Source organism: Gluconobacter japonicus, assembly GCF_015244665.1.
Classification (GTDB): domain Bacteria; phylum Pseudomonadota; class Alphaproteobacteria; order Acetobacterales; family Acetobacteraceae; genus Gluconobacter; species Gluconobacter japonicus.
The window spans coordinates 1-20,637 of sequence record NZ_JABCQN010000002.1; the positions used below are offsets into that span (position 1 = coordinate 1).

Sequence of the window (20,637 nt, forward strand, 5' to 3'; positions counted from 1 at the left end):
CACCCCGCTTCAGAGCCCCTCAGGTGAGCCCCGCCGCGTCGGTGAACGGGCTTATAAGACCACCACACATACCCGTCAACCAAAAAATATAAGAAAAATGAAATAAAGTCAGATTTTATGAAACTCCCTGTACCAGGCTGCGAATTTCATAACGCCTTCTTCTAAGGAAACCTTAGGAGTCCACCCGCAAAGCGCCTGCACATCTTCCAAACTGGCCCAAGTCTTTTCCATATCCGCTACCGGCCGCTTTCGAAGCTCAATCCGTGCAGAACGCCCAAGATATTTTTCCAGAAGCCCAATAAGAGCAGTCACATGCTCAGGCCTATCCCCGCCTAGATTAAGAAGCCTGGCCTGCCCCTTCTCCGGCGGCAAATCCATGATATCCAGAATACCCGCGGTAATATCATCTATATATGTGAAATCCCGCGACAGGTTGGCACCCTCATAAAGGGTGACAGGCTTCCCCGTACAAATCGCATCGGCAAAACCATAATACGCCATGTCGGGACGCCCCCAAGGCCCATAGACAGTGAAGAACCTCAATCCAGTCTGGGGGATTCCATAAAGATACGCATAGGTAGACGCTGTAAGTTCACCCGCTCTCTTGGTGACAGCATACAAAGAGCTTGGTTCATCTACCCGATCATCTTCCCGAAAAGGCAATGACCGATTTCTACCGTAAACAGAGGATGAAGACGCATAAACGAAATGCTTCAGCTCTTTGAGCGCTCGACACGCTTCCAGCAGAACGACCTGCCCCATGACATTGGTCTGTACATAGGAATAAGGATCCACCAGCGAATATCGAACACCCGCCTGCGCGGCCAGATGGATGACAATCTCAATATCCGGATGTGCTGCCACAAGAGACGTCATCCCATCTCTGTCAGACACATCAATCTGCAAGAACAAGAAATTCGCCTGCCCATCCAACTGCTTCAGTCGGGCCTCTTTCAGAGAGCGGTCATAATAGCTGTTGAGCGTATCAACACCGACAACATCCATTCCGCGAGCAAGCAATGCGTTCGCAACATGAAACCCAATAAAGCCAGCCGCTCCAGTAACAAGAACCTTCACAATCGTTTCAGTGCTTCAAAGCCGGACTGCTGACCGCATCACCCACCCGGATACCCAGCTCTTCCGTAACACCCCCGGCAAGCTCAAGCGTATTGGCAACAGAACCATTACTGCTGAGAATGGCCTCACTCAAGGGCACAGCCTTTTCAGCAATCGCATGAATATGGTTGGTGGAATCAATAAACACGATGTCCAGAGACACCAGAGTATTTCTCATCCACATATCGGAAACCTGCGGGCGAGGCCAAAGAAAGAGCATTCCCTTGTCTTTCGGCAATTCCTTGCGAAACATCTCGCCAACTTCCTGTTGACGATATGTTTTTGCAAGCTCCACCGTGAACTGATGCTTGACCCCATCCTGTGTGGTGATCGTCAGAGGTGCCGTCGGCAAAACGGGCTGCGCCTGACGGATCGGCTCCTCCGCTGCATAAGCGGAACCAGACAGCCCACCAGCAGCAAAACATGCAGCAGCCAACACGGAACACACAGAAAATCGCATGAAAAACCCCTTTGAAAATTTATAGACCAGCAACAAGAAACGGATTGGAGCGACGCTCTTCACCAATCGTGGTTGGCATTCCATGCCCACACAACACGACGGTTTCATCGGGCAAACTCAGAAGCTGGCGTCGAATACCAGCAATCAAGGCTTCAGAATCGCCATACGCAAAATCAGTGCGCCCTACCGTCCGACGAAACAGCGTATCCCCGACGATTGCTCTGCCACTGGCATGATCAATAAAAACCACATGGCCAGGCGTATGACCCGGAAGATGCCGCACCTCAATATCATGCCCTAGAAGCCGCAGCGTCTCTCCATCTTCCAGAAACCGGTCCGGCACGACACTGACCATGCCGCTCAAACCAAAATGAGCTGCCTGCTTTTCAATAGTACTCAGAAGAAACGCATCCCGACGATCAGGCCCCAGAACCGGAACAGGCTGCCCCTGTACTTCAGTCAGACGCGTCCGAAGGTCATCAGCCCCACCGGCATGATCAAGATGCCCATGGGTCAACAGGATCGCATCAACTGTCAAACCAGTGAGCTCCTGAAGCAGATCATCTACATCGCCGCCCGGGTCCACGACGATGGCATGGTTCCGTTCATCCCAGAGGATCGTGCAGTTCTGCCGGATCGGCGTCACAGCTACTCTTTTGACATTCAAAGGGACCACGCTTCTGTCTCCCGACCGGCCGGTTCATCCATCGTTCCCGGCGATACCGCGTCCTTCCCCCTACCACAAGGGACCAACGGGGTGATTGACCCGCCCTCAAAGGCGCATCACTCTGCACCTTTCTTCCCTCAGGATCAGGAATATTCCATGAGCCGTATCATCCGCACAGAACCCAACGCCATCCTGTCCAAGGCTGTCGAATACCACGGTTTTATCTTCACACAGGGTGTTGTCGCCAAAGACCTGTCCCAAGACATCAACGGACAGACAAAGGACGTTCTGGCCCAGCTGGACGCCATCCTCGAAGAACACGGCACAGACAACACCCGCATTCTTCAGGCACAGATCTGGCTGAAAGACATTGCTGATCGCGATGCCCTCAACACTCACTGGTCCGCATGGCTTCAGGAAGGCCTGGCTCCTGCACGTGCCTGCGTTCAGGCCGTCATGGCTGACCCACGCATCCTCGTGGAAATCATGCTGACGACGACCAAATAAAACTGCTTCGGGACAATAAGGCATAATTAAGGCAGAATGCGACGCAAGAAAGATTTTCAACTGAAATGAAAATTTAACCCTCAGCAATGCATTCTGCCCTTGTCAGGGTTGCATGAAGATTGTTAGCTCCCTGTCACCCGAACGACACAAGCCAATTCAGGATCAAAAAGATCGTGACGCATAAAAGTTGCCGGAAAACTTTTTTCTCTGCCCTGGCGCTCTCAGCGGTCATGTTCTTTTCAAGTCATGCACAGGCCAAACACCTCCGTGGTTCACACGGCGGTCACAGTGTCTTCCGCTCTCACCGAGCATCCCATTCCTACCACCACCACACATTCTCCACGGCACACGTCATTCAGTGCGTAGCCTACGCAAAAGAGGCTTCTGACGTTGTCCTTCACGGCAATGCCCGTGACTGGTGGTACAATGCTGCTGGCCGCTATGCCCGCGGGAACGCTCCGGAAGCAGGATCAGTCCTGAACTTCCGCGCCATCCGCCGTATGCCACTGGGTCATGTGGCCGTCGTTCGCGCGGTAGAAAACAGCCGCACCATCTACATTGACCAGTCTCACTGGGCCTCCAACGGCATCGCACACAATGTGCGCGTTGTAGACGTATCGCCCAACAATGACTGGAGCGCAGTCCGCGTTGCACTGAATGACCGTAGCGGACGATTCGGTAGCATCTATCCCACTTATGGCTTCATTTATGGCCGCCCGGATGACGGACGCCCAGCACGACAGGTTATGGTGGCCCGTGAAAGCCACCCTACGACCTTCCGGCATCGCGCTGTTTTCCATGGTTCGAACGCTCTAGGCCACCCAATGAGCAACACAGAAGTTGCTGAAGCCCCAGACGACGCGTTCACCTCAGACGCTCCCAACCGCTCAATCCGCTAAGATTGAGCTCACAAAAAAAGCGGGGTAGATCCCCGCTTTTTTTGTGTTCAGACAAGTGGTCGAACTTCAATCAGGCCGCGTATCCTTATGATACGGATGATTGGAATTAATCGCCTGAGCCCTGAAAATCTGCTCTGCAATCATGACCCGTACAAGCATGTGAGGCCAGGTCATGGCCCCCAGAGAAATGACAGCATCAGCTCTCTGGATGACAGAACTGTCTAGTCCTTCGGCCCCGCCTATAAGAAAATGAAGAGGACGTCCCGTTTCCTGCCAGCGGGAAAAAAGGGAAGCAAACTGCAAGCTCCCATGCACTTTACCCCCCTCATCCAATGCAATGATGAAGGCATTGTCAGGGCAGGCCCCTAGCAGGGCGCTGGCATCTCTCCGCTTCTGCTCCTGAACCGAACCTTTGGAAGCCGGCAACTCCGTAACCGTCAAAGCCGGACGAATCCGGGCTGCATAACGGTCAAACAACTCCCGTTCCGGCCTGGATTTCAGACGTCCAATAGCAACGAGCTTCATTCAGCCCTGCTCTTCGCCCTTACCGACAGCTACTTCGGATTCGCTCGAATCCAGATCGGCACTCCACATCTTTTCCAGACCGTAGAGCTCACGACTTTCCGGCTTGAAGAGATGAACAACAATGTCACCGGCATCAAGCAGCACCCAGTCGCTGCCATTAGCCCCTTCAACGAGAACCCGGTTGAAGCCTTCTTCACCCAGCTTCTTCTCGATGTGATGAGCCATGGCCGCAATCTGACGGTCCGCCAAACCTGTAGCGACAACCATGCGGTCAGCAAAATTGGCGCGTCCCACCAGATCCACCACCACAATGTCTTCTGCCTTGTCTTCCTCAAGGCTCGCCGTGATGATGGAGAGCATTTTCGTCAGAACATCCGGCTGCACAGGCTCGCGCTTGACCGCTGTCTTCTTCGGACCGGCAGCAGCAGCCTTCTTGCGAGGCGTTCCCGGCACCTTGGCAGCCTCGGCCAGTGCCGCATCAGGGGTGCTGGTTTTCCGACGCGTGGTCTTGGCCTTCGGGTCGGTTGAGGTCGTCTTGGTGATGGTTTTTACTCCTGATCAGCGTCCAGACAGGTTTGCCCAGACTCACGCAACGCTGTAGCCGATATATCGTTCTGCGGCGCAGAAAGGAACGTCCAAGCTCTTCCTTTTCTCCGCCCCAGTATGGGGGCCTCTCTCGATGGCCGCCGATTGCGACGCAAAACCGAGGCTGCCGCCCCATGTAATGCCGGGGTTACGCTTCCTGGCCGAGGAAGAATCGCGATCGGAATCATCCGGGCCAAAGCACGCCAGTTCTTCCATCGGGAAAACTGGGCCAGCCCATCAGCACCCATCAGCCAGACAAACTGCACATTCGGGAAACGCTGCTTCAACAACGCCACAGTTTTTACCGTATAACGCTGCTTCAGACGAGCCTCGATATCTGTCGCACAGATCCGCCGTCCGTCCGCAAGCCTCCGCGCCGATCCAAGCCGCGCCCTGAACGTCCCCATACCTTTCCGGGGTTTCAGCGGATTTCCCGGTGACACCATAAGCCAGACCTGATCCAGCCGTAGAGCGCGCAAGGCACGCTGCGCCACCTGAAGATGCCCGATATGCGCCGGATTGAAGGACCCGCCCAGAAGGCCAATCCGCATCCGGCGCCCGTCCCCAAATGTCGGGATCACGGTCAGCCGCGCACCTGCCCATTGCCCCGAACTTCGTAGCGATAGCAGGTCAACTGCTCGAGACCGACCGGCCCACGGGCATGCATCCGCCCTGTAGCGATACCGATCTCCGCCCCGAATCCGAACTCACCACCGTCACAGAACTGCGTAGACGCATTCCACAACACCACAGCACTGTCCGTCCCATTCAGGAACACAGCAGCGGCTTCCGGATCTTCGGCAATGATCGCTTCCGTATGCGCACTGCCATGACGGGCAATGTGCTCAAGAGCCTCTTCAACGCCATCCACAACAGCAATGGACAGAATCGAATCCAGCCATTCGGTATCAAAATCCGCCGCACTGGCCGTCGGTAAAGACGAAACAATCGCTCGAGCATCTTCATCTGCCCGGAACGTACACCCTTTTGCAGCCAAATCGTCCACAATCAGCGGCAGCAGTGACGGGGCAATCGCCCGATCAATCAGCAGCGTCTCGGTCGCCCCACAGATCCCGGTCCGACGCATCTTGGCATCCAGCAGCACCCGACGCGCCATATCCGGATCAGCACTGGCATGAACATAGGTGTGATTCAGCCCATCCGCATGCGCCAGAACAGGCACACGCGCCTCACGCTGAACACGCTCGACCAAAGACTTTCCACCGCGCGGAATAATGAGATCAACCCCATCAGCCGCCTGAAGCAAAGCTCCGACCAGCGCACGATCAGCAGAAGGCAGAATCTGCACGCAAGCCGGATCAAGACCCGCCTGCTCCAACCCAGCAATCATCGCCGCATGAATAGCACGTGCCGAATTCAGGCTTTCACCACCACCACGCAGAATGACGGCATTGCCCGACTTGATGCAAAGTGCCGCAGCATCAGCACCAACATTCGGCCGACTTTCGTAAATCATACCAATGACGCCAAGCGGCACCGCAACCCGGCGAAACAGCAACCCGTTCGGTCGCTCCCATTCCGCCAGAATACGTCCAAGCGGATCTGGTAGTTGGACAACGTCTTCCAGACCCTTCGCCATTGCTTCAACCCGCTCAGGCGTCAGCGTCAGACGATCCCGGAACGCTGCCGTCCGGTCAGCAGACAATGTGGCCAGATCCTGCTGGTTGGCCGCAACAATCGCTGTAGAATTTTTACGAAGTGCCGCAGCCGCAGCCACAAGCGCCCGGTTCCGCGTAGCCTCATCAGCCCGCGCCAGACCCCGGCTCGCCTGACGGGCTTTATCCGTCAGGCTTTTCAGAATAGCCGAAGCGTCAGACATTGAATCGGAAGAGGAGAATATCTCCGTCCTGCACAACATATTCCTTGCCTTCGATCCGCAACTTCCCCGCCTCCTTGGCGCCTGCTTCACCATTGCAAGCCACATAGTCGTCAAAAGCAACCGTTTCGCAGGCAATAAAGCCGCGTTCAAAGTCATTGTGAATAACCGCAGCAGCCTGAGGCGCTTTCGTTCCCGCAGTAATCGTCCAGGCACGCGCTTCTTTCGGGCCAACCGTGAAGTATGTCCGCAGACCCAGCAGACGATAGCCAGCCGCAATCACACGATCCAGACCACTGTCACTCAGGCCAAGCCCTTCCAAGAACTCCGTACGATCTTCCTGCGGCAACTGGCTGACCTCAGCCTCGATCGCCGCAGACACAATCACAACACCAGCGCCTTCTTCCTCAGCACGCTTGCGAACCGCCTCCGAATGCGCGTTTCCAGTGGCCGCAGAAGCCTCCTCAACATTGCAAACATACAGAACCGGCTTCGTCGTCAGCAGCTGAAGACGCGCTGCTTCCTCTTCCTGGCCCTTCGGCACCGCCGTACGGGCAGGCTTACCATCACGCAGCGCCGCAATCAGCGGCTCCATCAGCTCAAGCTGGGCCTGTGCTTCGCGGTCATTGCCCCGCGCACGCTTCTGAAGATTGATCTGGCGCTTCTCAAGGCTTTCCAGATCCGCAAGCATCAGTTCGGTCTCGATGATGTCCGCATCCCGAACCGGATCGACCCCACCTTCAACGTGGGTGATGTCATCATCTTCAAAGCAACGCAAAACATGAATGATGGCATCCGTCTCGCGGATATTCGCCAGAAACTGGTTCCCCAGCCCCTCCCCCTTGGACGCACCACGAACCAGACCCGCAATATCAACAAACTCAAGGCTGGTCGGGATCTCTTTCTGGGACTTGCCGATCTTCACCAGAATATCCAGTCGCGGGTCCGGCACGGCAACACGGCCCGTATTCGGTTCAATGGTGCAGAATGGGTAGTTTGCTGCCTGCGCTGCGGCTGTTTCCGTCAGGGCATTGAACAACGTGGACTTGCCAACATTGGGCAGACCAACGATGCCGCAATTGAAACCCATTGTGCTCTCCATTTTTCAGGCCGCCAGCTTGACGAGCCCAGTCTCAAAATTCAGTCGCCCTGTGTTCGCAGAATCCACGCCCACGGACAACACCTGCGCCCTGGAAAACAGGCAGCAGAATACGATTCCCGCCTGAGATCTCTCTCCGGCAGCGCCCCGCACGTTATACCAATGAAAAAAGCTGACCATAAGAGACCCGAAGTCTCCCGGCATTCAGGCCGTAAGCAGCGCCACTTTCGTCATGAACGCTTCATTCTCGCCCTTGGCCAGAATAGGCGCAGCATCTGCAACCGCCTCAAGCCACCGCTCCAACTCCGGTTCTTCCGCCTTGGCGAAATTCCCCAGAACATGCCCGTGTACCCGGTCCTTATGCCCCGGATGGCCAATGCCCATCCGTACACGCCAGTAATCCGGCCCGGAAAGACAGCGATCCATTGAGCGCAAGCCATTATGCCCTGCCGCACCGCCACCACGCTTGATACGCAGTTTGCCGAAAGCAAGATCGAGTTCGTCATGGAAAACGGTGATGTCGGCCTGCGCGATCTTGAAGAACTGCGCGGCCTGCTGAACACTGTCACCCGACAGGTTCATGTAGGTCATCGGCTTGAGGAGCAGAATTTTCTGCCCCCCAAGCGTTCCTTCGGAGGTTTCCCCCCGAAAGCGCTTGCGCCACGGAGAAAACCCGTGACGCCTGGCGATTTCATCAACCGCCATGAAGCCGATGTTATGTCGATGACGGCTCATCCCCGGCTCGGGATTGCCGAGACCGGTCCAGAGCCTCATGACTTACTTCTTCTTTGCGCCCGGCTTTGCCGTAGCAGCGGCAGCAGCCGCAGCAGCCTTGGCAGCAGCTTCAGCTTCCATTTCTGCATCGATGGTCGGCGGAGCAACGGAAGCGATCACGATATCCGTAGCCTGACCACCCGTCAGAGAAACGCCTTCGGTGCCCTTCAGGTCAGCCCAACGAACGCTGTCATGGATGTCCAGCGCGCTCAGGTCAGCCGTGAAGTGCTCAGGAATGTTGGCCGGGTCAGCAGCAACGTCAACATAGTGACGGACAACGTTCAGAACGCCACCGCGCTTGATGCCCGGAGCCTTTTCTTCGCCCGTGAAGACGATGGAGACTTCAACGTGAACCTTCGTGCCAGCGGAAACGCGCTGGAAGTCCACATGGATCGGAGCATCAGAAACCGGGTGCAGCTGCACGTCACGGATCAGAGCTGCAACCGGCTCTGCACCTTCTGCTGCCAGGTTGTACACGCGGGAGGACCAGCCACCACGGTGCAGTTCCTTCATGATCACGCGCGGATCAAGAGCAATGATGGAAGGCTCCTGCTTGCCACCATAGATTACTGCCGGAACCAGCCCGGCACGTCTCGTTGCGCGCGCTGCCCCCTTACCAGCCTTCGCGCGCGTCGAGACAGCAAGTGTCGTCAATTTAGCCACTGTTACGCTCCTGCGTATTGAATTTCGTTACCACACAGACCTCCAGGGGTGCCTGTGCGAGCGGCGAAATAGCGGAAAACTGCGACACACACAACCTTTTTCCCGGATTCCGCATACCTCACGCTCCTCATCCGCCATGACTGGACCCGCCCCCACCCCCCCAGATAGTCTGTCACACGCCCCATAGCTGCCCGCGCCCCAGAGAACCCATGAGCATTGCCCAACGCCTTGAGCACCTCCCCTTCACTCCCTTCCATCGCCGCCTCCTGATTCTTGGAGGCTGCGGATATATGTTTGACGGTCTGGACTCCGCGATCGTCGCTTTCACACTTCCTGTTCTGAAAACGGAATGGCACCTGTCCGGTCCATTCCTCGGACTATTGGGAAGCGCAACCTATCTGGGATACGGCATCGGCTCTCTGCTGGCTGGCTTATGGGCAGACAGATCCGGCAGGCGCTCCGTCATGATGAGCGCCCTCGCGCTTTACGCCATCGGATCCCTGCTATCCGCCGTTTCCCAAACATTCAGCAGTTTCTTCAGCGCCCGTCTTCTCGCTGGACTGGGTGCGGGCGCGGAAGCCACAATCATCGCCCCCTATCTGAGCGAATTCGTCTCATCCCGTTATCGCGGAGCCTTCACGGCCAGCCTAACCGGCTTCTATTCCTTCGGTTACGTGACAGCTGCCATCCTCGGCTTCATGATCGTCCCCTCCTCCCCCGACGGCTGGCGATGGGCACTGGCCGCCACAGCCCTACCCGTCCTGATGCTTCTCTGGTGGAGACGGACTCTTCCCGAATCTCCAAGATGGCTCGATCAGCAGGGACGCACACACGAAGCCTGTCGCATTGTCGGAATGATTGAACAAAGCGCAGGACTGGCCGTCGGTCTTTCAACAACACCCGATACTGCCGGAAGAGCCAACCGCTCCCTGAGCGATCTTTTCGCTCCCAACCTCAGACGCTCTACGCTCATGAGCTGGGTCATGTGGCTCAGCATCACCTTCTGCTTCTACGCGTTCTTTACCTGGATCCCCACGCTCATGATCGAACGTGGCATGACCGTGACCCGCAGCTTCGCATACGCCATTTCGATCTACGCCGCACAACTTCCCGGATATCTCGCCTCAGCTTTCTGCACGGAACGTCTCGGCCGACGCGCCACAGTGGCAACCTTCATGATCTGCGGCGGAATCAGCGCTATTGGCCTGGCCGCAAGCCAGACACCCACACAGGTCCTGATCTTCGGCATCCTGCTCTCCATGTTCATGAACGGAACCTACGGTGGTATCTACGCCTACACCCCGGAACTCTTCCCAACATCCCTGCGCGGAAGAGGCATGGGACTGGCTTCCGCCATCGCACGCCTGGGCGCTATCTCATCCCCTGTCCTGATCGGCTGGATTTACCCAAAAGCCGGTTTCCCCGGCGTCTTCGGCCTCACAACCTGCGTCCTGCTTATAGGCGCGGGCACCACTCTGATCTTCGGCCCCAGAACAGAAAAACGCCCGCTCGATCAGGAGCAGGCGTTCCACTGAAATCCAGAATATCCAACCCGGTCAGAGCATCGGCATCCCGCCATTAACAGCCAGCAAAGCGCCCGTCGTGTAACTGTTCAACGGATCAGCAAAATACACATAAGCCCCAGCCAGTTCTGCTGGCTGACCCGGTCGGCCCAGCGGAACATTGGACCCAATGCTCTTCTGGGCCTCTTCCGGCATTCCCGTCACAATGAACGGCGTCCAGATCGGCCCCGGCATCACGCCATTCACCCGAATGCCTCGGGACGCAAGCTGCTGCGCCATACTCACTGTAAAGTTCGCAATCGCCGCTTTCGTCATCGAATAGGGCACAAGAATTTTCGGAGGCGTTTTCAGATTGACTGAAGAGGTGTTGATAATGGACGCCCCCGGCTTCAAATGCGGCAACGCAGCCTTCGTCAGATAAAACATGGCATGCGTGTTTGTATCAAAATGACATTGCCAATCTTCGTCGGTGATGTCTTCAAGATGCTCTGCCCAACTCTGGAACGCCGCATTGTTTACCAGAACATCAAGCCGTCCGAATGCGTCCAGTGTCTTGTTCACAAGCGCCTGACACTGAGCAGCCTCCCGAATATCCCCCGGCAGAAGAAGGCAACGCCGTCCTTCAGCTTCGATCTGCCCTGCAATCTCCTTCGCATCCTGACTCTCAGAATCAAGGTAAGACACCGCAACATCGGCGCCTTCACGAGCAAAAGCCAAAGCCACAGCGCGCCCGATCCCGGAATCCCCTCCCGTAATCAGAGCCACCTGCCCAGTCAGTTTTCCTGACCCCCGATAGGTTTTCTCACCATAATCAGGTTCCGGCGTCATCTTCGCCGAAAGACCAGGAAAAGGTTGCGTTTGCCCCTCAAAAGGAGGCTGCGGATAACAATGACGCGGATCAACAGGCATCCAAGCCTCCTTCAGTACGGCAGTCTGATCGCTAACGAGCCGCTCTTTCGTTCAGTTCAGAACATTTCTCCAAATTATTTTCCGGAACATTTACCAACGTCTCAGACTTCTAAAGTGAAGGATTTCCCGAAACGGAAGTCGACTTACTGAAATCAGGCCGAAGCGCCCGGCATTACTTTCCCGGACACTCGCGACGACAGCAGATCGGATCGACCCATGAGCGACACGGCAGATAAACGCACCACCGTGACCATCGGTGACCAGACCTTCGAACGCGGCCCCCAGGGGGCAACCCATCAGACCGCAAGCGGCGACACCCCCACCCTGACCACCCAGCAGGGCGTACCCGTCGCAGATGACCAGAACTCCCTGAAGGCAGGCCCGCGCGGCGGAACGCTTCTGGAAGACTTCCATTTCCGGGAAAAGATCTTCCACTTCGACCACGAACGCATCCCCGAACGCGTCGTCCATGCCCGAGGCTACGGCGCACACGGCTTCTTCGAGCTCACCGACTCCCTCTCCGACTACACAACTGCCAAAGTTCTTGGAAAAACCGGAACCCGTGTCCCGGCTTTCGTCCGCTTCTCAACCGTCGCTGGCGCAAAGGGGTCTTCCGATCTGGTCAGAGACGTCCGCGGTTTTGCCGTGAAGCTCTACACAGAGGAAGGCAACTGGGATCTCGTGGGCAACAACATGCCCGTGTTCTTCATCCAGGATGCCATGAAATTCCCGGATATGGTCCACGCCGTGAAGGAAGAACCTGATCGCGGTTTCCCGCAAGCCCAGTCCGCCCATGACAATTTCTGGGACTTCGCATCACTCTCGCCCGAAACCGTCCACATGCTCCTCTGGGTCATGTCAGACCGGGCTATCCCCCGGTCCTTCCGCTTCATGGAAGGCTTCGGCGTCCATACCTTCCGGCTCATCAACGCCGAAGGAAAATCCACCTATGTGAAATTTCACTGGAAGCCGAAGCAGGGCCTTCAATCGGTCGTGTGGAACGAGGCCGTCAAAATCAACGGCGCTGACCCCGACTTCCACCGCCGCGACCTCTGGCAGGCCATCGAATCCGGCGACTACCCTGAGTGGGAATTGGGCGTACAGCTCTTTGATGACGCCTTCGCCGACACATTCGACTTCGACATTCTGGATGCCACCAAACTTATCCCGGAAGAACTCGTCCCCGTTCGCCGGATTGGTCGCCTCGTGCTGGATCGCATGGTGGACAACTTCTTCGCAGAAACCGAACAGGTGGCCTTCTGCACCCAGAACGTCGTCCCCGGTATCGGCTTCACCAACGATCCGCTCCTGCAAGGCCGAAACTTCTCCTATCTGGACACACAGACAAAGCGTCTCGGCGGCCCGAACTTCACGCACATCCCCATTAACGCGCCGAAATGCCCGTTCCACAACTTCCAGCAGGACGGCCACGCCGCCATGCACAACCCAAAGGGTCGCGTAAATTACGAACCCAACTCCTGGGGTGCAGGTCCGCGTGAAAACCCCAAGACTGGCTACAAACACTTCTCCGATGACAACGGTCGCACGACCCGCGAACGCGGTGAACTCTTCGCCGATCACTACAGTCAGGCACGCCAGTTCTACATCAGCCAGACAAAGCCCGAACAAACGCATATCAAGAATGCGTTCGTGTTCGAACTCAGCAAGGTTGAGACGCCAAACATTAGGTCCCGCGTCGTCGCTCATCTGCTAAATGTAGATGAAACTCTGGCCAAGGATGTAGCTGAAGGTCTGGGCCTGAAAGACCTGCCCGCCTCAGCTCCAGCCGCCCGCACACCGATCACGGATCTGGCCGCCTCGACAGCGCTCAGCATCCTCAAGAACGGACCAGATTCCTTTGCAGGTCGAAAGCTGGGCGTCATTGTCACAGATGGAACAGACGCAGCCCTCCTCAACGCTCTTCAGACGCAGGTCGAGGCGGAAGGAGCAATTATGGAACTGGTCGCTCCCGTTGTTGGAGGCATCACTCTAACAGACGGCCAGATCATCCCTGCCCAACAGAAAATCGTCGGTGCACCATCCGTCCTTTACGATGCCGTCGTGCTCCTTTCGTCCGCCGAGGGAACAAAACTCCTTGGCAAAGACGCAACAACTCGCGATTTTGTGGCCGATGCTTTCGCCCACGCCAAATTCATCGCCTACGGCCCGGACGCCACCGCCCTTTTGGCAAAAGGCGGTATCACTTCTGACGATATGGATGATGGCGTGATCGCTCTCAAAAGTGAAGCAGACATCAAACCCTTCATCACAACCTGCCGGAAGCTCCGCTTTTGGGATCGTGAAGCTAAAACCCACAGCGTCTGACACACAAAAAAAGCCGGGGATCACACCCCGGCTTTTTTTAATGCTGAACAGAGGCCGCAACCCGGCGATCAGCTTCCTGCCGAACATGTGCAAAATCCTGCTTCAACGGCTTGCCATGCTCCACCATCAAATCGCCTCCCACATAAACCTGTTCCAGATTTTCCTGAGCCGCTGCAAAAACCAGCGTGGCATATGGGTCAAATACGTACCCAAGATTGGTCGGGTCAATCACAAGAAAATCCGCGAATTTCCCGACTTCCAGACTCCCAAGCCGATCCCCCACTTCCAGAACATCCGCACTCCCCCGCGTATGCAGGCGCACCACATCATACGGGCTCATGATCGCGGCACTTTGATACTTGTCCCGGATGGCATAAAGCCCAGTCCGCATGTTCTCGAAAGGATCAGCCAGATCCGCACTGGCTTCCCCGTCCTCTCCCATTCCAACCCGCAAACCTGCCTTCAGATAAGCCGGAATATCCGCCGTTCCTGACGCCAGACGACCATTCGACAGCGGATTCCAGACCATGGACGCCCCAGCCTTTACAGATCGGGCAATGATCTCGGGCGTCGTATGAATAAAATGTCCGAAGATCAGATGCGGCCCAAGAATGCTTTCATCCTCAAACCAGTGAAACCGGACCTGCTGGACTGAAACATTTTCAGGTGGCTCCAGATAATGGCTTTGGTTGGACAGATGATACTCTCGCATCAATGTCCCTTCGACCTTCGCCACTTCTCCGGTGTCGTGAAATCCCGTCCCACCATTGATCATCACGGACAGAAACGTAGACCCCACATGCTGCCCGGCGGACCATGTCAGAAAATCCCCTACATGCTGTCGGGCTTTGGCAAGCGACACATCGCCCTTACTCGGCAATGGCTCCAGACCATGTACGAACCGAAGCCCAGAGGCTTTCTCTGCCTGAAATTGTAACCGGTCCGTCGTCTCGACCACAGCGGCGTTCGCTCCGCCATAATTAAAATTATAAGCCGCCGTCACACCATGCGCGAGATGATCGAGCGCCCCATCCAGCGTGAACCAGTAAATATCTTCAGGCTGCGCAACGCTCGCCTTTCCGGAATACAGAGCCTCAATCCAGCCCATCAGCGTCTGGTCCGCAGCAAGCCCCCGATAGGCAGCCTGCCAGAGATGGCTATGTGCGGAAATAAAGCCCGGCATCACCCAGTGCCCATGCAGATCCACATCCTGATCGGCTTTCAGCCCTTTTGGCGGAAGACCCGCCCCGATGTGATCGATCACGCCATCCGAACGAACAGAGAAATACCCTTTGAAAGGCGCTTTCTGCCCATCGGCCATCGAAAAAATCAGGGCATTACGAACAAGAAGATGCGACGGGGCAGCATAAGCCACACCACTCGCACACACCGCCATAACGGCAGAACACAGAATCTGGACAGGACGAAGCATTTTCATCCCGGAACGATAACACTCACCGCTGCGGGAACAAGCTCACAATGCTCCAGAAATATTATGATGAAAGACGGGGTCGAATGGCCGAAATCTGATGGCCAATATGGCCACCACCTGCCAGCGTCCGGCGCCGATGGCTGAAGAACCGCTGATCCGTCAATGTATCAACGCCAAGCACTTCAATCTTCTGAACTCCGGCAGCCCGCAGACGCGCAGCGCAGTAACCCGGCAGATCAAACATGAAATGTCCGGCACGCTCTGCCAGACGAAAGAATACCTCAGCCCTCTGATCCTCTGCCAGAACGGCCTCCCGCATATCCGGACCCACTTCGTAGCTTTCCGGCCCAATACATGGCCCGACAGCAGCCCGCATTTCAGAAGCCCCAAGAACCTCCATCTGCGCCACAACGGATTCCAGAATCCCGCCCGCAGCCCCACGCCACCCCGCATGAGCCGCCCCAACAACACGACCATCGCCTGATGCCAGAAGCACAGGCCCGCAATCTGCCGTGATAATGCTGACACCCACATCAGGCCGATCCGTCACCAACGCATCGCCATTCTGCCCAGTGCCCATGGCCCAGAGCGGCGTTGCGACAGTCACAGGAACCGTAATGTCACTATGAGTCTGCTTCAAACCCAGAAGCATGTCAGGCTCAACCTGAATCTGCCGCGCCACACGCGCCCGGTTCTCCCGCACATTCTCCAGATCATCAGGCGACGACAGAGAACAGTTCAAACTGTCATAAGGCTTGGGAGAAACGCCGCCCAGACGGGTGAAAAACCCATGCGGCACACTGAGCAAATCACTCCCCAGCACCGCGTCAGACATGCGCCGTCTCCCGCCATGGACGACGCAGCGCATAGGTCATCAGTCCAATGCCAGCAAGCGCCATAGGAATGCACAGGATCTGCCCCATCGTCACGCCCCCCGCCAGAAAGCCGATATTCGCATCCGGCTCCCGGAAAAATTCACAGAAACTCCGCGCACAGGCATACCCAAACAGGAACAACCCGGACAGAAACCCGAAATGCCCCCGCAGCCGGGGCCGTGATGCCGCAAACAGCATCACACACAACAGCAGAACGCCTTCCGTCAGCGCTTCATAAAGCTCGGACGGATGCCGAGCGACCGGCCCACCCGTCGGAAACACCATCGCCCACGGCAGATCCGGAGACGCCGGGCGCCCCCACAATTCCCCATTCACGAAGTTCGCACATCGACCCAGCGCTAGCCCGATCGGAACAACCGGCACAATACGATCCGCAAAAGCCAGAAAACTCAGACGGTTCTTCCAGGAGAAGAACGCCAGAGCCAGAATGACGCCCAGTGCGCCACCATGAAACGACATCCCGCCGTCCCATGTCTTGATGATGTCCACCGGGTGCGCGAGATAATCCAGAGGCCGGTAGAACAGCACGTACCCAAGACGACCACCCAGAAGAACACCCAGAATGGCGTAAAACAGGAAATCATCGACCTGCTCACTCGTCGCCACTTCGGGGGAAAGACGATTCAACCGTCGCGCAATAGGCAGGGCAATGATGAACGACACCATGTAAGCCAGCGCATACCACCGCACAGGCAAAGGCCCGACATGGAAGGCAACAGGGTCAAACCCCGGAAACATCAATGGCTGGCTCAAAGGTTCAGCTCCGATCGGGAAAGGTAATCACGGACATACTGCCGGATACCGTCTTCAAGAGTTGTAAACGGCAGATCATAGCCCGCAGCCCGCAGTCGGCTCATATCCGCACAGGTATAGGACTGATACTGCCCCCGCAGCTTCTCAGGCATCTCAACAAACTCGACATCCCGCGCCCGATGCGCTGCATCACAGACCGCATAAGCAAGATCCAGATAGCTCCGCGCCACGCCGGTTCCGCAGTTGAACAACCCACTGACATCGGGATGGTCGAACAGCCAGAGCATGACGTTCACCACATCCCCAACCCAGATGAAATCGCGCTTCTGCTGACCATCCGGCAAGCCAGGAATATCGGACTTGAACAGCTTGGCTGCTGACCCGCGCTGAAGGTCATCATACTTGACCTTCACGACCGAGATCATGGACCCCTTGTGGTATTCATTCGGCCCATAAACATTGAAAAACTTGAGCCCAGCCCACTGCTTCGGAGCCGGATGCCCCGCCGCCAGCTCCCGCTTCACCCACAGATCAAACGCCTGTTTGGACCAGCCATAAAGGTTCAGCGGCTTCAGAGGATCAATCGCCTCCAGACCATCCCGGAACATCTCAGGCTTGTCCGCCGCGCCATATGTGGCCGCCGAAGACGCATAAATCATCCGGACGTCATTCTCCGCACACCAGCGCCAGAGAAACTGCGACAACGCCACATTGGTCGACCACACCAGATCTCCATCCCGCGCCGTCGTGGCGCTGATGGCTCCCATATGGAACACCGCCTCAATCTTTGGCGCTTTCTCAAGGAAACTCGGAAGCGCCTCAGGCGTGATGATCTGATCGGGCGCATGCGAGGCAAGGTTCCGCCACTTCACCCCCTCATGCAGCCGGTCCACGATAACCGTCCGCAGCCCGCGCTGACGCAGGGCGGCATGAAGGCACGATCCAATGAATCCGGCTCCGCCGGTGACGATAATCATCCTTCCTGTATAGTCTGCCCCCGAAAACGATCCAAGCGACGCGCCACACATGACACGCCGCCTCTCTGCAGGAGTTTCTCCCATGTCTGACAGACCCCGCTTCTTCGACGACCTCGCAGGCCTCGCCGGCAATGCGTTTTCCGCTGTTACCGGTGCCCGCGAAGAACTGCACTCCATCATCCGCACCCGCGTCGATGAAATTCTGACGTCCCTAGAACTGGTCCGCCGGGACGAGTTCGACGCCGTGCAGGAAATGGCCACCCGCGCCCGCATGGCACAGGACGAAGCAGAAGCCCGCCTCGCCGCCATCGAATCGCGCCTGACCGCCCTTGAAGAACTGGCAACGGAAGAAAAAGGCGGTCCGCAGGGCTGATCCAGCCCATTCGACTGCGCCAGCACTGCAACACATCTTCGTACGAACTCACTGAAGATGCTCGTAATACTTGCGCAGTCTCAAAAGGACCCATAACGTGATGAGTGCTGGAGGCAGGCACCCTGCCCCCAGACGCAGACATCTGGAGCGCCGCACCGGCGCACGGCCGGTGCCAGGCTCCACGGCCTTGGGAGATCCGACATGCCTGCCCTGAGCACCTCACTCACCACCGAAACCGAATCCCACCCGCTCGACATCATGGAACAGGTCATGGGCCTGTATGAATGGGAATTCGAGCGCCTCGGCCAGTCCGAAATGGCAGCCCAGGCCCCGGGCCAGTGGTGTGATTATTCTCTCTACTTCACATGGTCGGACGAACTCTCCGCGCTGCACCTGAACTGCACGCTGGACCTCCGCTCCCCCGCCGCACGCCGGGCCGATGTCCACGAACTGGTCTCGCTGGCAAATAACCGCCTCTGGGTCGGCCATTTCACAATCGACACCGAAACCGGAACCCCAGCCTTCCGCCATACGCTCCTCATGCGCGGCGTCGCCACACTGCCCGGCGAAAGCATGGAAGACCTTATCGACATCGCCATATCCGAATGTGAAAGATTCTATCCCGCCTTCCAGTTCGCTCTCTGGGGTGGAAAATCCCCTCAGGATGCACTGGACGCTGCAATGCTAGACTGTGTTGGAGACGCCTGACCTTGCCTTCCACCCCCTCAATCCTTCTGGCTGGCTGTGGCAAACTCGGAGGCGCGCTACTCGATGGGTGGCTCGCCTCCCCCACACCGCCAAACATCGTCGTCCTTGACCGTCACCGAACGGGCTCGGACGACACCCTGACAATCGCCAGCAGCCCCGCTGAAATCCCGGAATCCTTCACACCCGACATCATTGTTCTCGCCGTCAAACCAGCAGGTGCAGACAAAACCATCGAAGACATCGGCAAAGCCCTCGGAAATCGGTTCCAGAAATCAGCCCTCCTCTCCGTCATGGCCGGCCGCACCTGCGAAGCGCTCGCTTCAGCAGCAGCCAAAGCCGGAGCGGAAATCCCCGTCCTCCGCGCCATGCCCAACACCCCCTCCGCCATCGGCGCCGGCATCAGCGGCTTCTACGCCCCACCCAACGCCACAAGCGAACAGGCCACACTCTGCCATGAGCTCCTCTTCGCCGTGGGCGACGTCGTCCGCGTGGAAAAAGAAGAGGACCTCCTCGCCGTAACCGCCGTCTCTGGATCAGGCCCCGCCTACGTGTTCCTCCTCGCGGAACTGCTGGAAAAAGCCGGGGAAGCCCACGGCCTCTCCAAAGAAACAGCCCGCCGTCTGGCACGCGGAACCATCTACGGCGCAGGCCGTATGCTCGACGATCTGCCCGATGACGCAGAAGACCTCCGAAAGGCCGTCACCAGCCCCAACGGAACCACCGCCGCAGCCCTGAGCGTCCTCATGGCACCCGACGCCTGGCCCGCAAATATTGCAAAAGCCATTGACGCCGCGACAAAACGAGCCGACGAACTCGCCGGGTAACCGTTTCTTTCTGGTGGGAACTTGCCGCCCCAGGCAAACGCTCCCACCATAAGAAACATGTTTTTGACAGGAGACCGGCAATGGAAGAACGGCAGGACCCATTTGACACCGATGAGCTGACACCAGACAGCACACCGGAACTGGACAGGGAAGCCTTCGACATCGCCCTCCTGCAATCTGCGTTAAGCCTGGCAGGAACAGACGGCTGGCACCGGTTCTCACTCGTGGATGCCGCACGTGACGCAGGCCTCCCGGTCGACGCCGTGCGCTCCCGCTACCCCGTCAAAGCCCTGCTCCTCCTCCGCCTCGGCCGACTGGCAGACGAAAGCGCACTCCGAGACGACGGTAACGGCGGCACCCTGCGCGAATACCTCTTCGACCTGATGATGCGACGCTTCGATATTTTCGAAGAATACCGCGAAGGTGTCCGCGCTGTCCTGCACGCCCTCCCTTACGATCCTCCCCTCGCCGCCCTTCTGGCGGGCGCCACCATGGACTCCATGCGCTGGCTCGCAGACGCCGCAGGCATGGATTGCTCTGGATTGGGTGGCCTCTGGCGCGTTAACGCCCTGACCGCCGTCTGGGGCCACGCCCTGCGCGCCTGGGAAAAAGACGAGAGTCAGGATCTCGGCAGCACCATGGCGGCCCTCGACAGCGCTCTGAACCGCGCCGAACGGCTCGGCGTCCTCAAAGCCTCGGCACGCCGTAAAATGGACGACGCCATGCGCAACACAGGCCTGCCCGATCACGAACTCGAACTTGAATCCTGATATTGGGCTTTACGA

Annotated in this window: 23 protein-coding genes; 8 read left to right on the forward strand and 15 right to left on the reverse strand. The window is 57.3% G+C overall.

From position 1 onward, the window contains the following. Positions 1–108: 108 nt before the first annotated feature. Genes HKD32_RS03390 through HKD32_RS03400 form a run of 3 tightly spaced genes read right to left on the reverse strand, consistent with a single transcriptional unit; the run spans position 109 to position 2,252 of the window. Positions 109–1,077, reverse strand: a complete 969-nt coding sequence (locus tag HKD32_RS03390; RefSeq protein WP_194257546.1) for an SDR family NAD(P)-dependent oxidoreductase — start codon at positions 1,075–1,077, stop codon at positions 109–111. A 7-nt stretch (positions 1,078–1,084) separates the two neighbouring features. Then, entirely contained in the window at positions 1,085–1,576 is a 492-nt protein-coding gene (locus HKD32_RS03395) for a DUF192 domain-containing protein (protein ID WP_010504567.1), read from the reverse strand. A gap of 19 nt (positions 1,577–1,595) precedes the next feature. Continuing rightward, on the reverse strand, positions 1,596–2,252 hold the full coding sequence (locus tag HKD32_RS03400) for an MBL fold metallo-hydrolase (protein WP_337905501.1): 657 nt from the start codon (positions 2,250–2,252) through the stop codon (positions 1,596–1,598). Positions 2,253–2,399: 147 nt separating this feature from the next. On the opposite strand from HKD32_RS03400, the gene HKD32_RS03405 reads away from it, so the two are divergent. Together HKD32_RS03405 and HKD32_RS03410 are read left to right on the forward strand one after the other, a co-directional pair. After that, positions 2,400–2,750 (forward strand): RidA family protein, encoded by a 351-nt coding sequence (locus tag HKD32_RS03405; protein ID WP_010504564.1) that lies wholly within the window; start codon positions 2,400–2,402, stop codon positions 2,748–2,750. 173 nt (positions 2,751–2,923) lie between these two features. Further along, positions 2,924–3,649 (forward strand): CHAP domain-containing protein, encoded by a 726-nt coding sequence (locus HKD32_RS03410; protein ID WP_061929059.1) that lies wholly within the window; start codon positions 2,924–2,926, stop codon positions 3,647–3,649. Positions 3,650–3,715: 66 nt separating this feature from the next. Here the strand turns inward: HKD32_RS03410 and HKD32_RS03415 are convergent, their stop codons facing one another. From HKD32_RS03415 to HKD32_RS03445, 7 genes are all read right to left on the reverse strand, one after another. Continuing rightward, on the reverse strand, positions 3,716–4,174 hold the full coding sequence (locus HKD32_RS03415; protein WP_194257547.1) for a 23S rRNA (pseudouridine(1915)-N(3))-methyltransferase RlmH: 459 nt from the start codon (positions 4,172–4,174) through the stop codon (positions 3,716–3,718). Beyond that, entirely contained in the window at positions 4,175–4,627 is a 453-nt protein-coding gene (rsfS, locus tag HKD32_RS03420) for a ribosome silencing factor (RefSeq protein ID WP_061929063.1), read from the reverse strand. It lies immediately after the preceding gene. Between the two features lie 95 nt (positions 4,628–4,722). Then, the gene (locus tag HKD32_RS03425) at positions 4,723–5,310 is read right to left on the reverse strand and encodes a nicotinate-nucleotide adenylyltransferase (protein WP_234781726.1); all 588 of its coding nucleotides are present in this window, start codon (positions 5,308–5,310) and stop codon (positions 4,723–4,725) included. Between the two features lie 32 nt (positions 5,311–5,342). Then, positions 5,343–6,599, reverse strand: coding sequence for a glutamate-5-semialdehyde dehydrogenase (locus HKD32_RS03430; protein WP_061929067.1), 1,257 nt, complete (start codon positions 6,597–6,599; stop codon positions 5,343–5,345). Continuing rightward, on the reverse strand, positions 6,592–7,686 hold the full coding sequence (ychF, locus tag HKD32_RS03435; protein ID WP_007284278.1) for a redox-regulated ATPase YchF: 1,095 nt from the start codon (positions 7,684–7,686) through the stop codon (positions 6,592–6,594). The genes HKD32_RS03430 and ychF overlap by 8 nt, the downstream gene beginning before the upstream one ends. A gap of 213 nt (positions 7,687–7,899) precedes the next feature. Continuing rightward, a complete protein-coding gene (gene pth / locus HKD32_RS03440) occupies positions 7,900–8,469 on the reverse strand; it encodes an aminoacyl-tRNA hydrolase (RefSeq protein WP_010504550.1) in 570 nt (189 codons plus the stop codon). 3 nt (positions 8,470–8,472) lie between these two features. Next, entirely contained in the window at positions 8,473–9,132 is a 660-nt protein-coding gene (locus HKD32_RS03445; protein ID WP_010504549.1) for a 50S ribosomal protein L25/general stress protein Ctc, read from the reverse strand. 209 nt (positions 9,133–9,341) lie between these two features. Between HKD32_RS03445 and HKD32_RS03450 the strand changes: the two genes are divergently transcribed. Then, entirely contained in the window at positions 9,342–10,667 is a 1,326-nt protein-coding gene (locus HKD32_RS03450; protein ID WP_061929072.1) for an MFS transporter, read from the forward strand. Positions 10,668–10,688: 21 nt separating this feature from the next. Here HKD32_RS03450 and HKD32_RS03455 read toward each other — a convergent pair whose 3' ends face one another. After that, on the reverse strand, positions 10,689–11,564 hold the full coding sequence (locus HKD32_RS03455) for an SDR family oxidoreductase (RefSeq protein ID WP_061929074.1): 876 nt from the start codon (positions 11,562–11,564) through the stop codon (positions 10,689–10,691). A 216-nt stretch (positions 11,565–11,780) separates the two neighbouring features. Between HKD32_RS03455 and HKD32_RS03460 the strand changes: the two genes are divergently transcribed. After that, positions 11,781–13,889 carry a catalase gene (locus HKD32_RS03460; RefSeq protein WP_194257548.1) on the forward strand — a complete coding sequence of 703 codons (2,109 nt, stop codon included), beginning with the start codon at positions 11,781–11,783 and terminating at the stop codon, positions 13,887–13,889. A 37-nt stretch (positions 13,890–13,926) separates the two neighbouring features. Here HKD32_RS03460 and HKD32_RS03465 read toward each other — a convergent pair whose 3' ends face one another. Genes HKD32_RS03465 through rfaD form a run of 4 tightly spaced genes read right to left on the reverse strand, consistent with a single transcriptional unit; the run spans position 13,927 to position 17,947 of the window. Then, the gene (locus HKD32_RS03465) at positions 13,927–15,327 is read right to left on the reverse strand and encodes an amidohydrolase family protein (protein WP_194257549.1); all 1,401 of its coding nucleotides are present in this window, start codon (positions 15,325–15,327) and stop codon (positions 13,927–13,929) included. 55 nt (positions 15,328–15,382) lie between these two features. Beyond that, positions 15,383–16,156 (reverse strand): peptidoglycan editing factor PgeF, encoded by a 774-nt coding sequence (gene pgeF / locus HKD32_RS03470; RefSeq protein ID WP_194257550.1) that lies wholly within the window; start codon positions 16,154–16,156, stop codon positions 15,383–15,385. After that, entirely contained in the window at positions 16,149–16,955 is an 807-nt protein-coding gene (gene lgt / locus HKD32_RS03475; protein ID WP_062018568.1) for a prolipoprotein diacylglyceryl transferase, read from the reverse strand. The genes pgeF and lgt overlap by 8 nt, the downstream gene beginning before the upstream one ends. 11 nt (positions 16,956–16,966) lie before the next feature. After that, positions 16,967–17,947, reverse strand: coding sequence for an ADP-glyceromanno-heptose 6-epimerase (rfaD, locus tag HKD32_RS03480; protein ID WP_194257551.1), 981 nt, complete (start codon positions 17,945–17,947; stop codon positions 16,967–16,969). Between the two features lie 82 nt (positions 17,948–18,029). Between rfaD and HKD32_RS03485 the strand changes: the two genes are divergently transcribed. From HKD32_RS03485 to HKD32_RS03500, 4 genes are all read left to right on the forward strand, one after another. Next, positions 18,030–18,320 (forward strand): accessory factor UbiK family protein, encoded by a 291-nt coding sequence (locus tag HKD32_RS03485; protein ID WP_010504534.1) that lies wholly within the window; start codon positions 18,030–18,032, stop codon positions 18,318–18,320. A 201-nt stretch (positions 18,321–18,521) separates the two neighbouring features. Beyond that, positions 18,522–19,028, forward strand: a complete 507-nt coding sequence (locus HKD32_RS03490) for a type III secretion system chaperone family protein (RefSeq protein ID WP_194257552.1) — start codon at positions 18,522–18,524, stop codon at positions 19,026–19,028. A gap of 2 nt (positions 19,029–19,030) precedes the next feature. Then, complete coding sequence (gene proC, locus HKD32_RS03495) at positions 19,031–19,852, forward strand: pyrroline-5-carboxylate reductase (RefSeq protein ID WP_194257553.1); 822 nt, start codon at positions 19,031–19,033, stop codon at positions 19,850–19,852. An 80-nt stretch (positions 19,853–19,932) separates the two neighbouring features. Beyond that, positions 19,933–20,622 carry a hypothetical protein gene (locus HKD32_RS03500; RefSeq protein ID WP_061929087.1) on the forward strand — a complete coding sequence of 230 codons (690 nt, stop codon included), beginning with the start codon at positions 19,933–19,935 and terminating at the stop codon, positions 20,620–20,622. The last annotated feature ends 15 nt before the right edge of the window (positions 20,623–20,637 follow it).